At 45.0% G+C, this 15,940-nt stretch carries 14 protein-coding genes; 9 read left to right on the top strand and 5 right to left on the bottom strand.

Translation table 11 applies throughout. The annotated features are described in order from the left end of the window. Positions 1-33: 33 nt before the first annotated feature. From QNH43_RS22560 to QNH43_RS22570, 3 genes are all read right to left on the bottom strand, one after another. Positions 34-1,533: a chlorohydrolase family protein gene (locus QNH43_RS22560; RefSeq protein ID WP_283915774.1), complete on the bottom strand. Its 1,500-nt coding sequence runs from the start codon at positions 1,531-1,533 to the stop codon at positions 34-36. A 1-nt stretch (position 1,534) separates the two neighbouring features. Beyond that, complete coding sequence (locus QNH43_RS22565) at positions 1,535-3,043, bottom strand: amidohydrolase family protein (RefSeq protein WP_283915775.1); 1,509 nt, start codon at positions 3,041-3,043, stop codon at positions 1,535-1,537. 66 nt (positions 3,044-3,109) lie between these two features. Next, on the bottom strand, positions 3,110-4,666 hold the full coding sequence (locus QNH43_RS22570; RefSeq protein WP_283915776.1) for a glutathione ABC transporter substrate-binding protein: 1,557 nt from the start codon (positions 4,664-4,666) through the stop codon (positions 3,110-3,112). Between the two features lie 210 nt (positions 4,667-4,876). Between QNH43_RS22570 and nikC the strand changes: the two genes are divergently transcribed. From nikC to QNH43_RS22605, 7 genes are all read left to right on the top strand, one after another. Beyond that, entirely contained in the window at positions 4,877-5,779 is a 903-nt protein-coding gene (gene nikC / locus QNH43_RS22575; protein WP_081395807.1) for a nickel transporter permease, read from the top strand. A 12-nt stretch (positions 5,780-5,791) separates the two neighbouring features. Further along, positions 5,792-6,712 (top strand): nickel ABC transporter permease, encoded by a 921-nt coding sequence (gene nikB / locus QNH43_RS22580; RefSeq protein WP_034304259.1) that lies wholly within the window; start codon positions 5,792-5,794, stop codon positions 6,710-6,712. A 12-nt stretch (positions 6,713-6,724) separates the two neighbouring features. Next, positions 6,725-7,747 (top strand): ABC transporter ATP-binding protein, encoded by a 1,023-nt coding sequence (locus QNH43_RS22585; RefSeq protein ID WP_141994077.1) that lies wholly within the window; start codon positions 6,725-6,727, stop codon positions 7,745-7,747. Then, a complete protein-coding gene (locus QNH43_RS22590) occupies positions 7,747-8,736 on the top strand; it encodes an ABC transporter ATP-binding protein (protein WP_283915777.1) in 990 nt (329 codons plus the stop codon). The genes QNH43_RS22585 and QNH43_RS22590 overlap by 1 nt, the downstream gene beginning before the upstream one ends. Positions 8,737-8,824: 88 nt before the next feature. Beyond that, positions 8,825-9,592, top strand: a complete 768-nt coding sequence (locus tag QNH43_RS22595) for a sensor histidine kinase (protein WP_283915778.1) — start codon at positions 8,825-8,827, stop codon at positions 9,590-9,592. Continuing rightward, positions 9,589-10,287, top strand: a complete 699-nt coding sequence (locus QNH43_RS22600) for a response regulator transcription factor (protein ID WP_283915779.1) — start codon at positions 9,589-9,591, stop codon at positions 10,285-10,287. Before QNH43_RS22595 ends, QNH43_RS22600 begins: the two co-directional genes overlap by 4 nt. Before the next feature lie 3 nt (positions 10,288-10,290). Beyond that, complete coding sequence (locus tag QNH43_RS22605) at positions 10,291-11,616, top strand: SLC5/6 family protein (RefSeq protein WP_283915780.1); 1,326 nt, start codon at positions 10,291-10,293, stop codon at positions 11,614-11,616. A gap of 55 nt (positions 11,617-11,671) precedes the next feature. Here the strand turns inward: QNH43_RS22605 and QNH43_RS22610 are convergent, their stop codons facing one another. After that, the gene (locus QNH43_RS22610; RefSeq protein WP_283915781.1) at positions 11,672-12,259 is read right to left on the bottom strand and encodes an NAD(P)H-dependent oxidoreductase; all 588 of its coding nucleotides are present in this window, start codon (positions 12,257-12,259) and stop codon (positions 11,672-11,674) included. 120 nt (positions 12,260-12,379) lie between these two features. Between QNH43_RS22610 and QNH43_RS22615 the strand changes: the two genes are divergently transcribed. After that, the gene (locus QNH43_RS22615) at positions 12,380-12,808 is read left to right on the top strand and encodes a MarR family winged helix-turn-helix transcriptional regulator (protein WP_283915782.1); all 429 of its coding nucleotides are present in this window, start codon (positions 12,380-12,382) and stop codon (positions 12,806-12,808) included. Positions 12,809-12,892: 84 nt separating this feature from the next. Here the strand turns inward: QNH43_RS22615 and QNH43_RS22620 are convergent, their stop codons facing one another. Continuing rightward, positions 12,893-14,350 (bottom strand): protein adenylyltransferase SelO, encoded by a 1,458-nt coding sequence (locus QNH43_RS22620; RefSeq protein ID WP_283915783.1) that lies wholly within the window; start codon positions 14,348-14,350, stop codon positions 12,893-12,895. A 530-nt stretch (positions 14,351-14,880) separates the two neighbouring features. Here QNH43_RS22620 and QNH43_RS22625 point away from each other — a divergent pair. Next, a complete protein-coding gene (locus QNH43_RS22625; RefSeq protein WP_283915784.1) occupies positions 14,881-15,321 on the top strand; it encodes an SRPBCC family protein in 441 nt (146 codons plus the stop codon). Positions 15,322-15,940 lie beyond the last annotated feature (619 nt).

Here is a 15,940-nt window from a genome sequence, read left to right on the forward strand (position 1 = left end):
TTTCGAATATCTTTACTATGTTTTTCATTTTCTTTACTTGTTGTCATGAATCGCTTCGGTCCCGCTTATCGATTCCACGACCTTGAATGATGGCTTAAACAATTCTTTCTCGGGAAGCTCCTGATAATCCCTTTCCATATATCCTCTTCTCATCTTCTTAAAATATTGTTGGCCCTTATATTTGATATCCGTTAGATCCAGATTGGGGATTATTTGATCCTTCATGACTACCTTTCCATTTATGATCGATAATTTAACGTCCCTCCCCGACCCGCTTACGAACATGGTCCGAATGGGATCATCGATCACCCCCATATGAAAACCGTCCAAGTCAATCGCGATGATATCCGCCTTGGCCCCCGCTGCGATGCGCCCTAAATCGTTCCTGCCAAGAAAAGCGGCCGCATCAAGTGTGGCTGACCGAAAGAAATCGGCATAGACAGAGCCTTCCGTTTCTCCTTCCACCATCCGTGAGAGCATGCTGCCCGTCCTGACGTTCTGGAACATATCCGGAGGGAATGTGTCCGTTCCAAGGGCTATATTGATCCCAGCACGTTTATATTTAGCAAAAGATTCCAGTGCCTCCCCATGCCTCCCGATGATCAGAGGGCAATGAATCACCGTTGTGTTCGTTTCAGCAAGCAATGCCAAGTCATCACCCTGTCCATATTTCGCTTTACTATATCCTGAAACAAAGTGGGCATGCGGGATCCCTGTTCTTGGACCGAGAAATCCAAGGTCGTATAAATATCTGATCGGTGTAACTTGATGGGCATTCCAGACGGTGTTGAATTCAAAACGTCCTTGTGCAGCATGCAGCTTTATGGGTACGTCCAATTTTTCGCTGTAATATTTAATCTGTTTTAATTGATTTGCCGTTTGGGACTCTATACGTTCTGGGGCAAGCATCCCTCTGACCATGCCTTCATAAGCACCATCGAATTTTTCCACAAACTCGACCGCTTTCCGTAATCCCGCTTCCCCGGCTTTTTCATCCCAATGCAGTTTAATATTCCCGTTAGGCTGGACGACCCTCATTCCTGTTTGGAAACTCGGGCCAAGGTATATCCTTAACCCCAAGCCAGCTGCATGTTCTGCCGCAGCTGCCAATTCATCATAGGTTTCAGCCCAGCTTTTATAAAAAACGGAAGTAATGGGCATCGCCGTCGTCACGCCATGAAGGATGAGTTGTGAACAAGCATATAGTGATTTAAACGCTTCTTCTTCCTCGGTCATTAATTCAGGATGTCCGCTTTTTATATGATTCTCTGACCAGAGAAGGTTTTTCTGTCTGTCGGCATCCGCTTCAAAATGTAAAATATCATGGTCAATGTCCCCTAATGCATTTAAGTCTATGAACCCGGGACTGATAATGGCGTTACCGGCATCCATTACCTCGTCCACTTCCCCTGGATAATTTTTTCCGACATACAGAATCGTGTCTTTTTCATAAACGATTTCCGCGTTTTCCAAAATGACATGATCGCATCCATCATACCCAATTACATATCTTCCTTTAAGCTTGGTTTTCATCTTATTCCCCTTTCACCATCGCGGCAGCGTCTTCTCGTTCGTCATATCGCTTTTCATCTACATATGCCCTGGCATGGCCCCAGAAATATTTCGTCGGTTGCATATACTTTTCGAGCCCCGCACGCTTAATCGTTGAAAAGGCCTCCTCATTCGCTTCATCAAGGACTGTACTTTCATGGACCGTCCGTACATTCCTCCCTTCCATGATCAATTTCCCATCCACGATGACATGCTCCACATCATTCGCCACTGCTTGAAATACAAGCCGGTGAACATGCATGAATTCAGGGGTCAGATGAGGCTGATGCAGATTGACCGTAATGACATCCGCTTTTTTCCCGATCTCAAGGGAGCCTATTTCATCATCCCAGCCAATGCATTTCGCAGCATCTATCGTGATCATTTCCAACAGCTTGCCTGGCGGTAAATAATAGTAGTCCCTAAGCGCTGCCTGGTGAACAAACTGTGTTTTCCTCATTGCCTGAAACATATCGAAACTTGTGGAAGGGGATGTCCCATCCGTGGAGATTGCCACAGTTGCACCCATCTCCAATAATTCAGTTATCGGGGTACGGGCATGAACCTGGCCAAATCCAGGTGATGCACTGACGTTGGTACCTGTTTCTGCCAGTATTCTTGCCTCATCGAAGGAAATGCCCCGACAGTGCTGTAAATGGACATCTGGACCCAATAGGGCATTTTCCTTATCCTGTATCGCCAAATGAATCATCCCGCCAAAGGCATCAGAGTGAATGCGTGTATTATATTTCCTGGCAATCTCCCTTATTTTCTTCGCTTGATAAAGGTCATGATCATTCAGCCCATAAAGCCTGTCAGGAGATGTGGGATTGGAGGGATCCACCGATGTCACGATGACAAATGGCGTAATGAAGGCTCTCGTGCGGTCTTCATTCGCATGGTTCAGCGCCTCGATTACAGCTTCCGCCCCCTGCAGCACCTCTTCATAGGTAACTTCCTTCACCACTCTCCTTCCGTCGATCCACCTGCTGAATGAATGGGGCCATGGAGGGTTGCAAGGACCCGTGCATACCACTTCCCTGATTCCCACTTCGGCGTATGCTTTTGCATGATTGAGTGCAAAAATGGGTTCATCGGACCGCGGCATGGAACCTAACACGCTCACACCGGTTGTCACGCCAGCCTTTAATCTCTCAAGGGAGGATAGCTTTCCTTCGTAGTACCAAAAGTCATCTGTAACAAAATGCTTGTACGCATTCGTCATGATGGGCATCCAAAAATCGATATTTTCCATTGCGATCGTTTTGAACATGGAATGTCCCCCATGCCCATGAACATCTATCAATCCCGGCAATATGCATTGATGGCTGCAATCGATGACTTTTACAGCCTCATACTGCAATTTCAGTTTTTCGCTTGAATCAACGGCTAAAATCCTTCCTTGATGTATGGCGACGGCGCCATCCGGCAGAATTCTCCTGTTTTGATCCATGGTTATCACGGTCCCATGGGTTAGCAGTAAATCTATCATATTTTCCCCTCCTAATTGAGAAGACAGCATAACATCCTTATGCTGCCTTCCTTTTGTGATGAATTCCTACTTCACGGTTACGTCATCAAGCATTAAATAATTTGCCGGATTCAGCCAAAGTCCTTTAACCGTCCCGCCATATACGGCCAAGTGCTCATAGTTACGGATCGGAACATATGGAACTTCTTCCCTTTCAATGGCTTGTGCCTTGGAATACAGTTCCTTACGTTTATCGCCGTCCGATTCTTTACGTGCATGTTCAATCAATTTATCCACTTCCGGGTTACTGTAGAATGAACTATTTCCCGCAGCACCTTGGGATTTGCTATTGAAAAGATTGAATTGATTATAATCTCCATCACCGGTAGCATTGCCCCAGCCGCCTATCGCTACCTGGTGCTCGCCCTTGGCTGTCGCATCAATGTAAGCCCCATACTCAAGGACTTGAATTTTGACCTTGATTCCGATTCCTTTTAACTGGGATTGAATCACCTCGGCCATATTGATCCTTTCCTTACGATCACTCGTCGTCAGTGTAAACTCCAAACCATCCTTTACCCCCGCTTCAGTCAAGAGCTTCTTCGATTCATTAATATCATAGTCGTAGCCTTTTATATCCCGATCATATCCAAACACCTTTGGGCTCATTGTTGAATTTGCCCTCGTACCGACGTCGTTATAAACCCCTTTGATAATGGAATCCACCTCGATGGCATGAGCGACCGCCTTGCGGACCCGCACATCATCAAAAGGTTTTTTCTTAACATTGAAGCTTAAGTATTCAACGGCAAGTCCCTCCGTGCGATATAAATCCATCGTGCCCGAAGCTTCGATCCTATCAATCTCCGTCACTGGCACTTGATCTGTCACATGTGCTTCACCCGTTTCAATCATCGCAATCCTCGTGGCATCTTCAGGGACAACCTTGAATACCACCCCATCGATCTTAGGCTTGTCCCCCCAGTAATCCTTGTTTTTCAAAAGTGTGATTTCTTCACCAGGCTTCCACGATTTAAAAACGAATGGCCCTGTCCCAACGGGGTTTTGAGCTAGTTTGTCACTATTTTCCTTAATCGCTTTAGGGCTGATGATGCTTCCTTCATTACTTACTAAAATCGATAACAGCGGAGCATAAGGATATTTCAGCTTGAATTGTACGGTCGTTTCGTCAACGACTTTAATTTCCTTGATCATTTCCAATTTACCAGCCTGAGGAGAAGCTGTTGCCGGGTCCAGTATCCTGTCGAAATTGGTTTTCACCGCTTCGGCATTGAATGGGGCCCCATCATGGAATTTGACTCCCTCCTGCAATTTAAACTCCCACGTGACATCATCCAGCTGTTTCCACTCTTTTGCGAGCAGCGGTTTAGGATCCATGTTTTTGTCAGGAACGACCAATGTTTGATAAACCTTTTCATAAATGACGTTTGCCGATGGAATGTCTGTTATGAAATGAGGGTCCAAGGTGGTCGCGTCAGATAATCGCGCGACGATCAGCGTTCCTCCTTCTTTCGCTTTTTCCTCTGTTTCCTTGCTGCCGGTTTGTTCTGTTGCACACCCTGATAAAACGGATGAGATGCCTAATAAAGAGGCAAAAAGCAACCCAATCATACCTTTTCTCATTCTATTTCCTCCCTTTTCATCCTCCCTTTGTTTCTCCAAGTAACTTTCAGCTATGGGTACATCGGGCTTACTGTAAATTATAAAAAAAAATAAAATTTTATATTTTCAGAATCTTTACTCATTTTTTAATTATCTTTACTGCTTTTCCGCATCATATTTACTTCAATTCCTTTTTTGAATAAATTGAATGAAAGAAAAGGAGGAAGTCCAATGAAGCCAGAGGTCGTAATCAATAATACCGAATTGAATGTAAACGAAAGAAAATCTCCGAAACTAAGACACTGGAAAGCCTTTTATAAAAAATTCAAACGAAATAAATTGGCATTGGTAGGCGGGTATATCGTAATTTTTTATATTTTATTGGCTATCTTTGCACCTTTGATCTCACCGCAGGATCCGTATGAAATTGACTTAGTCAACAAACTCCAGCCTCCATCGGCCGAACATCTGATGGGTACGGATGATAAGGGAAGGGATATTTTAAGCAGATTATTATATGGGACAAGGCTTTCATTGACGGTCGGGTTTGTCTCTGTATTCTTCGGGGCGTTCATTGGGATACTCCTTGGGTTAACAGCCGGGTATTACGGAAAATGGATCGATACCGTCATCATGAGGATTGTCGATGTTCTGCTGGCTTTCCCGGGAATTTTGCTAGCTCTTGCCATCATCAGTGCCCTTGGTCCAAGTTTAATCAATGTAATGGTAGCGGTCGGCGTCTTTTCCATACCGATGTTCGCCCGGATTGTACGCGGTTCCACATTGTCAGTCAGGAAGCTGGAATATATCGATGCCATTCGTGCATTGGGAGCCACCGACATCACGATCATATGCAAGCATATTTTTCCGAATATTCTATCACCCGTCATCGTTCAAGCCACATTACGTCTGGCAACGGCCATTCTGTCGGCAGCCGGATTATCATTTCTGGGACTGGGAGCCCAGCCGCCTTCTCCAGAATGGGGAGCGATGCTGAGCAGCGGTCGGGATTATTTGTTTAGCGCCCCCCACATCGCTTTGTTTCCGGGGATAGCGATATCAACACTGGTACTTGGTTTCAACATCTTCGGGGATGGACTTAGAGATGCCCTGGATCCAAGAATGAAAAAATAAGGAGGAGAGAAAATGTTCGTATTCATTATCCGACGGGTACTTCAAACCATACCGGTATTACTGGGAGTAAGTCTTGTTGTGTTCCTCATCATGCAAATGGTCCCGGGAGATCCGGCGACACTGCTTGCAGGTGAAGGAGCGACTAAAGAAACGATTGAATCGCTGCGGCATGAGCTTGGCTTGGATCGTCCAATCCTCTATCAGTACGTCGACTATGTCCTTCATGCCGTTCAAGGTGATTTCGGGGAATCACTCCGCAGCAGCCGCCCTGTTTTGGACGAAATCATGGTCCGTTTGCCCATCACCCTTGAACTGGCACTTGCAAGCATTTTCATAACGGTCGTGCTTGGAATGATCGCAGGAATCATCTCGGCCACCAAGCAATACTCGGCAGCTGACATTTCCATCATGATCGTTGCTTTACTGGGAATCTCGTTACCTAGTTTTTGGCTGGGCCTCATGCTTATCTACTTCTTTTCCGTGAACCTTCATTTGTTTCCGGTTTCAGGTTGGGGAACTTTCAGCCACATGATACTCCCAGCCATAACCCTTGGGGCCGGCGGAGCGGCCATTGTCGCCAGGATGACCAGGTCGAGCATGCTTGAAGTCGTTCGCCAGGACTACATCCGGACCGCAAGAGCCAAAGGATTGAAAGAATATATCATCATTTATAAACATGGCCTGAAAAATGCGCTTATCCCCGTCATTACGGTCGTTGGCCTCCAGTTCGGTGCACTCCTTGGCGGCACAGTATTGACAGAGTCCGTTTTTGCCATCAATGGACTTGGGAGATTGATAGTCGATGCAATCAGAACGAGGGATTTGCCGATGGTCCAAGGCGGGGTCCTCATCGCTTCCGTTATCTTCGTATTCATGAATTTGGCAGTGGATGTCCTCTATCGATACTTTAACAAAAGAATAGACTTGAACTAAGGAGGTATGATGATGAAACAGGTTGATGATAAAATACTGGAGGTAAAAAATCTGCAAACCCACTTTTTCACGGACGAAGGAACGAGTAAAGCGGTCAACGGAATCAGTTTCTCCCTTAATAAAGGGGAAACGCTTGGAATCGTCGGGGAGTCCGGAAGCGGGAAAAGCATAACATCGCTATCATTATTAAGGCTCATTCCATCGCCCCCCGGCAAGATTGCCGGTGGCAGCATCCTTTTTAAAGGGGAGGATTTGCTTACGAAGTCTGAAAAGCAGATGCGGTCCATACGCGGGAATGAAATTTCGATGATATTTCAGGAGCCGATGACATCGTTGAATCCCGTATATCCAGCGGGCGAGCAAATTGCAGAAGCGATCCGGCTACATCAAAAGCTGGGAAAAAAGGAAGCATGGAATAAAGCGGTCGACATGCTTCGGCTCGTCGGCATCCCCTCACCCGAAAAAAGGGCAAAACAGGAGCCGCATGAGCTAAGCGGCGGAATGAGGCAAAGGGTCATGATTGCCATGGCACTTGCCTGCCACCCTGAGGTTCTAATAGCGGATGAACCTACAACAGCACTGGATGTGACGATCCAAGCCCAAATCCTTGAACTGATCAAGACGCTGCAAAAGGATTTCGGGACGGCTGTCATTTTGATCACTCATGATTTGGGTGTCGTATATGAAACCTGTGATCGGGTTGCCGTCATGTACGCAGGAAAAATCGTCGAATACACTTTGGCCAAGGAAATATTCACAAACCCAAAACATCCATACACGATTGGCTTATTGAACTCCCTCCCGCGTCTGGATATGGACCAGGAAGAACTGACTACAATCCCCGGGACCGTTCCAAGTCCTTACAACATGCCCAAGGGCTGCAGCTTCGCTCCCCGCTGTGCACATGCGAGGGGCATTTGTGAACAGGCTGTACCGGATCTCCAAGCTATCGGCCCAAGCACCGAGGTCAGCTGCTGGATGTTCACCCCTCAATGGGAGAAGGAATATGACGCTCAAGAGAAGGTGGGAATTTAATGATGGGTGTACCAGCTGCAGAGAAAAAGGTTCTGCTTAAAGTGGATCAATTGAAACAATACTTTCCGATCAAGGGCGGGTTTTTCGGAAGAACCATCAATCATGTAAAAGCCGTCGATGACATTACCTTCGATATCCATCAGGGCGAGACCTTAAGCATAGTCGGCGAATCCGGCTGCGGAAAATCGACTACCGGAAGGGCCATCCTTCGATTGGATGAACCAACAAGCGGGAGCATTCACTTTCAGGATAAGGATTTACTGAGTTTAGGAAAAAAGGAAATGAGGCGTACCAGGAAGGATCTGCAAGTCATTTTTCAAGATCCATTTGCCTCCCTTAACCCGAGACAGACGATCGGCCAAATTCTCGGAGAAGCTTTGGCCATCCAAAATGTAGTACCTAAAGAAAACCGGAAGAGCCGGATTGAAGAATTATTGGGACATGTCGGGCTGAGACCGGAGTCCATGGAAAGATACCCGCATGAATTCAGCGGCGGCCAGAGACAGCGGGTCGGCATTGCGCGGGCTCTTGCAGTGGACCCAAAATTGATCATATGTGACGAAGCTGTATCTGCACTGGATGTCTCCATTCAAGCGCAAGTGCTGAATTTATTAAAATCCTTACAGCGCCAGTTCGACCTTACCTTTCTTTTCATATCACATGATTTAGGCGTGGTCAGGCATATCTCGGATCGGGTTATGGTCATGTATCTCGGAAAGATAGTCGAAATAGCCGATAAAAAATCCATTTTCGAACAGCCGCAGCATCCATATACAAGGGCATTGCTATCGGCCATCCCAGTACCGAATCCTGTGCATGAAAGAGAACGGATCCTATTGACGGGTGATGTCCCCTCACCCATCGACCCTCCAATCGGCTGCCGCTTCCATACACGGTGCCCTTTTGTACAGGATATCTGCAAAACACAGCTGCCTGAACTAAAAAGATCCGCACAAAACCATCAAGTGGCTTGTCACATTGTGTCATAAGCTGTAGATTTCCGGAGGGGTCTTTAGTATGATACTAATAAACAGAATAATTCAAGTTATTTAAAAATATAACCAGCAGAGGTTCACCATGCTAAGTTACGAAGGATTCACATTAATTATCATGCTCTTCATTTTAGCTCCCATCATGGGAGCTATCGCTCTTTTATTTCTATTCATATTCGAGAAAAGGATCGACCTTCTTGAAAATAAAAACAAAGAGATCCGCCTGGAGCAAGCACTGCAGGAAGCACAGTATAATAAATTGAACCAGCAAATCCAGCCACACTTTTTGTTCAATACACTGAATGTCATACTGGGCTTGGCCCGCCTGAACAGGACGGCTGAATTGATACGGGCATTAGAGGCATTTTCGCAATTCCTGAAATTCAAATATAAAGCATCAGAACCATTGATCCCCCTTTCCCAGGAAATCCAGTATACCCAACATTATCTCGACATCCAGACCCTTCGCTTCGGTGATCGGCTCAAGATTGACATGGAGTGCCCAGAACCATTATCAATCGCATTGGTCCCACCCTTCATTCTCCAGACATTGGTGGAGAATTCGTTTAAACACGGATTGGAAAAAAAAGTGGGTGAAGCCCTGCTGCATATCCGTTTCCATCTGGATTCGCAGATGGTATATCTGGAAGTGGCGGACAATGGATTAATGGGAAATGAATCTTCCGTTACGGACGAAGGCGGCCATGGCCTGGATAATATCCAAAAACGTCTATATTTGTATTTTAATGACCGTGCACAATTGAATATAGCTTCTAATGAATCGGGAACTAAGGTAGAGGTATCATGGCCACTGGTTTTTGATAAGAAATTGGAGGAGGCGGAGCCGGAATGAATGTATTATTAGTTGATGACGAACCATTGGTCCTTGAACAAATGGAATATATGATTCAGTCCATATACCCTTTTTGGAAGTTTCACAAAGCTGCTGATGCCTGTCAGGCACTGACCCTCAATCAAAATCATAAAATCAACCTCGCTTTCCTGGATATTAATCTACCGGGGCGATCTGGTCTTGAATTTGGCGAAGACCTAAGGGCACTGAACAAAGAAGTCGAAATCATAATGGTGACCGCACATCAAAGTTTCGATTATGCCCAGCAATCCATCAGGATAGGCGTGGTTGATTATTTAACGAAACCTGTCATAGAAAGTGATTTGCATAAAGTCCTGGCCAAGTATGACAAAAGTGAATCTTCCCATAACTATTCAACCCTTATTCACCATTCGCTTTCATTCATTCATGAAAATTATGCCGAAAAACTCTCCCTTTCGGACATCGCTCGTGAAGTGCATACCAATCCGACTTATTTAAGCAGGAAATTCCATGAAGAAGTCGGAACTTCCTTTTCGGAATATTTAATGCACTATAGAATAAAGGCCGCTAAAAGGGCCCTGACCAATAACACCAGCTGGAGCATATCAGACGTCGCTGAAAACTCGGGTTTCAATAGCCAGCATTATTTCAGCACTTTATTCCGGAAGATAGAGGGAATCACGCCCAAGGAGTTCCGCGAGAAAGGAAAATGAACATTGCGATCACGTACATTTCAAGAATACGTACAAGGCCCCATCCAAATCGGGATGGGTTTAGGGATCATCTCCCTCCTGGCACGCTGGGTGACAGGAACCACGATATTATCCTCCCCCGAATCGATGGTGAAGTATGGAGTTTTCGGAGGGATCGGGTACGCACTGATGGGAGCGATCGCCCTGTCGATGTTCAGCTTCATCGGGAAAAGGGTTCGGCAGGATTTCCCCGTGGGTTTGACCATCGGGGACTATTTAAAAGCCCGGCTTCACCCGCTCGGATATTGGATATTGATCGTGATCCTGGTCATAACCAGTTTTCACATCCTATTCATTCAGGGAATGGCCGCGTCCACCCTATGTCAGTTTCTTTTCGATACACCGCTCTATGTCGGGTTGTTCTTTTTTTTCGCTTTCTGCGTCCTTTATGCTGGATTCGGCGGGTTAAAGCTCATTCATGGATTCGCAGCTTTTCAAGTCATCTTCATGTTTGCCGCAGTTATCTTGATTCCATTATACTTTTTCGTCAAGGAAGGGATTCAGCCTGTTTATGATGGGATTCGTTTATACCATCCATACATGCTCGTAATCAATAAGTATGATCTATGGAGTTTTCTTTTAGCAGGACTTCTTGTCGGGTTCGGCCAGTTTTTCTTTGACCTAACATCATGGCAGCGATTATTCATGATGGAAATGAAAAAGGTTCCCTTAACATTCTCTTTATCCGGCCTTATCTGGATCATATTCCCGCTCTCCTTTTCATCCCTGTTCATCATGGTCATCTTTACGGGCGGCTTCACTGATATACACTCGATCCTTGATGGATTGGCAAACAAAATAACGACACCATTCTTTTTCATCCTTTTTGTGCTCTGCGCTTTCAGTGCAATCACCTCAACATTCGGCGCCTGCCTGCATTCATTGGTAAGCCTGATCGTAGCCAATATTCTTGAACCATTACAAACAAAAAAAAATGACCAGCAAAAAATAAGATTGGCCTGCCTGCTTTCAATCTGTATTGGAGGATTGGTTTTCGTTGCTACAATCTTCTATTCCCCAAACCTATTAGAGCTCTTATTTTATTCAGGCAATATATACTCGGCATTGCTGGCCCCAATCCTGGTCATCGTATTCAGCAAAGGGAAAGTCGCTGATTACATACCGATAAGCGCAGTCCTGGCCATTGTGGCTTCATACATCATCCAGCCTTATGTAAGTGAATTCCAAAGCATATGGTTTAGCGGGTTGGCTTCATTGACGATCCTGGTGATTTGTATGATCCTTACCCTCATCAAGAACAAATGGAAGTTCGTGAAAACCAAACCATAAATACTGCAAACCCCATTCATTATGAATGGGGTTCTTCTTTTTAACTCGCAATAACTTAGCTTGCCACCTTTCTGAAATACCGATAAACCTTTTCTAGCTTTTGAATCTGTTTCCCCTTTGGGCTTTCCATATTTCCGAATTCGAAAAACTTCACTTTTTTAATTCCGACAAAATTGAATAATGCTCTTTTCATCAAGATTTTATGCGCATCATTCAACCAGAGAAGCGGATACTTTGCAGGTCCCTTCATCGTGGATACACATACGACCGACTTTCCCTTTAGGAGACCCTCTGGGAACAATCCCTTTTTATCCCTGTAAGCAAAATTCGCAGAAAACAATTGATCAATGTATCCCATCAGCATTGCCGGAGGCCTCCCCCACCAGATTGGATAGATAAAGACAATCTTGTCTGCCCAGGTAATTTGATTTCTATATTTTTCAAGCTGAGGATCACGATGCATATTACGCCTTCGTTTATGCTCATTGAACTCCAAGAGCGGATTAAAGCCCTCTTCATATAAATCCAATACCTGCAGCCCCTTTATGTTGGAGTTCTCCTTACTGCCCTTGATGACCTTTTCTAAAAAAGCATGGCTTAAGCTTTCATGATTTGGATATGTGTAAATGACCAGCACGTTCATGACGTACCCCCCTATTTACTTATCATTTGATAACAATCATATAACAGTGACTTTTTTGTTGTCAAATGATAGTTGTATTTTGATAACACTTTTGATATCTTCACAAGAGAGGTGAAAGTTATGGACAAAAAAGCTCTTTTTGAAAAAATGGTCACATTTACAACTTCCGTACATCAAGTGACACACGAATTGACCCAAAACGCCAAATCCGATTCCATCACGCCGGTACAATATAAAATCCTTGAATATATAACAGTCAGCCAGCCTGTCACACCAAGTGAAATCAGTGACTGTCAGCACATTTCCATGCCTAACACGAGCCGTGAACTGAAAAAATTAAGCGAAAAGAATTTAATCGAAAAAATAAGTGATTCGGAAGATAGACGGAAACAATGCATCCGCCTCTCCAAAGAGGGGGAAATGATGATGAACGAGGCTTTTGCAATCGTGGAATCCCGTTTCCAAAGCCGGCTGCAGCATGCATCAAAGGAAGATTTAGCGGATATTGACCGTGCCCTGGACATTCTTCAAACAAAACTTTTTTACTAAATAAACAAAAATGGCTCCCGGGATTGAAGTTGACAAAGAATCCATTCAATCCCGGGAGCTCATTCATACATGCATGTTTTATAATCAGGTACCGCAAAAGGTCCGGTATGGCTTTGTTGATTCAGGCAATGCGGCGTATTCAGCTTGTTCCTCGCAGTGTGCATAAGGTTTTGCAAGAACATCCAAAAGCCGTTCCATCACGCTGTAGTCCCCTTGTTCCACTGCAGCTTCCAACGCCTCTTCCACCCGGTGGTTCCGTGGAATCACTGCAGGATTGCTGTCCTGCATCAACTGATTCGAAGATTCTTTCGATTCCTTCTGCCTGCCCAGCCTCGCCTGCCAAAGCTCTTGCCACTGAGCGAATTCCGGTGTACCGAAAAGGACCGTATCCTCCACTTTATCAAAGGTCAAAGCACGGAAGGTATTGGTATAGTCGGCACCATGCTTCTTCATCATGCTGAGGATGCCATTAATAAGGGCTTCATCCTGAGTCTCTTCGTTGAATATCCCCAACTTCGCCCTCATTCCCGCTAACCAATTAGCATGATACAGATCATTAAAAACGGAAATCTTATCTTGTGCCAGTGTTACGGCCTGATCTTGGTCATCATGCAGCAGCGGCAATAAGGATTCAGCGAATCGCGCAAGGTTCCATCCCCCAATAACCGGCTGGTTGCCATAGGCATAGCGGCCTTGTCTATCAATTGAACTGAATACCGTTGCAGGGTCATAGGCATCCATGAAGGCACAAGGGCCATAATCGATGGTTTCCCCGCTGATTGTCATGTTGTCAGTGTTCATCACCCCATGAATGAAGCCAACCAGCTGCCATTGGGCAATGAGCTCTGCCTGACGCTTGACCACTTCCTGCAGCAGCGAGAGATAACGGCTTTCATCGGCTTCAATGTCTGGAAAATGACGCTTAATGGCATAGTCGGCAAGTGTCCGGAGTTCCTCGAGCGTGCCCCATTTTGCAGCGAATTGAAAGGTTCCGACACGAAGATGACTCGAAGCCACACGGGTCATGATGGCACCAGGCAGCCCGGTTTCACGGATTACCGTTTCACCTGTCGTCACGACAGCCAGACTTCTGGTGGTAGGAATGCCGAGTCCGTGCATCGCCTCGCTGATGATGTATTCGCGCAGCATCGGTCCAAGTGCAGCCCGGCCATCGCCCCCGCGGGAGTACGGCGTTCTTCCTGGACCCTTCAGCTGGATATCGACCCTCTCGCCTTCTGGCAAGACCTGCTCGCCAAGCAATATCGCCCGGCCGTCCCCCAACATGTTAAAATGACCGAATTGATGCCCAGCATATGCTTGTGCAAGGGGTGAAGCACCTTCAGGAACCTCGTTTCCGGCAAACACCGCCACGCCATCTTCGCCTTGTAGCTTTTTCACGTCCAAACCAAGAGTTCCAGCCAAACTCTCATTGAGAATGACCAACTCCGGTGAACGTACAGGAGTCGGGTTCGTGCTCGTGAAAAACTTTTCCGGAAGACGCGCATAGCTATTGTCTAAATTCCATCCTGTTTCATTAGTCATGTTTTCTCCTTTTCTTATTTTGACTTTTGTATAAAGGTTCGTTCCCTCAAGATTCAGTTAAAACACGGTTTAAAACTCAGTTGCAGTCCATTTTTTAATGTCTACCTCTAACAATTAATTATACCGTTTCTGCATAAAAATGGCTCTTTTAAAGTAGCGTTAAATCCATGATAACTCCCAGGTCGATAAGACGATTGTGTAAAGCGCCAATATCCTCATCGGTCCCTTAGAATGAAGGAAAGCAGGCACCCTTAATGTTTTAATAAAAGGCAAGAAAATGTTTAAATATAATGTCACACATTATATATAAGGAGTATAAAAGGATAGGTAAGCAGAGATACATCTGAATTTAAAGGTGCATTAATGAACTGTTGATTGAAAATGGAGTTGTTCCGTTAAAGGGCCAGATTGTGGAGGATGGGAAGAAGGAAAGTTATGTATAATTAGTGATGTAAGTTTATGCTTTTTATGTAATAATTATTTTGTAAATGGAAAGTTACAATTCATACATAGTGAAGGTGGGGATCATAATGGCAACGGGAACGCATACAGTAGTAGTTCCAGTAGATGTACAAGCAGTTTGGGATTATGTCAGTGATCTCGAAAAATGGGCAACGACAGTACCAGCCTATAAAGAACATGAAATCATAAATGACAAGCAATCTATTTGGACATTTGAAGGTAGTGTGAAAGGTATTAAAAAAACCATACAAGCGCAGGTAGATATTACCGAATGGAATGAACCTTCAAATATTAAGTTTGAACTAAAAGGTTTATCAGATAATTTTACAGGAAGCGGTCACTTTACTGCAGAGGATGTTAATGGTGAAACACTAATGACTTGTACGGTGGAAGTCCATGCAGGAGGATTATCTGGTGCGGTGTTAACACCACTTATTAAATGGGCTGTTCCAAAAGTAGCATCTCGTTTAACAGAATCCATCGCACGTAAAATTGCAGTATTCTCATAATTAGCGGAAAGGGGGCTGTCCAAAAAGGATGGCCTCTTTTTTTCAATATTACTCCTGCCGAATAACTGGCTAGACGAGACCACAGACGCTTGCTTTAATGAATCTTGGCAGATAGTCGGCGGAAAGGGAGTGGATTTCTGAAATCAACTGGCACGTTTTTCGAAGAAAAAAACTGTAGGCAAACTCCCTTTCTTGAAAGTTGTCTACAGTCTGAAGCCTGCCGTTGATTCGGCAGGCTTTTTTTATTTCATCTATCGTGTGGAGGATTCATGTTTTCAGAATGCCTCCCCACCTTTTCTGTCTTCTTCCTTCCCACTTCGTCTCTTGCATCCCTCTTCCATTCAAGGATATGCTTAATTCAGTAAAGTCAGGCTGATAAAGGCAATGCCAAATATACAGTACAGAATGAGGGTAAAGGGCTGGGGAAAAATAATATATACTATCATACTAATGATCATCAGCAGGATGCTGAAGGCATTTATCCTATCTCTCCACATACTCACCTTTGGTCAACTCCTTTTCCACAAGCGTAAGGTACATTTTCATCGCAAACTTCTTCCGGTGCTGCCTGGCCGGCTTTGAGGAAGCATTTCTCCCACAGTCAAAGCGTACATCAGCA

This window comes from Peribacillus simplex (assembly GCF_030123325.1).
GTDB classification, from domain to species: domain Bacteria; phylum Bacillota; class Bacilli; order Bacillales; family DSM-1321; genus Peribacillus; species Peribacillus simplex_D.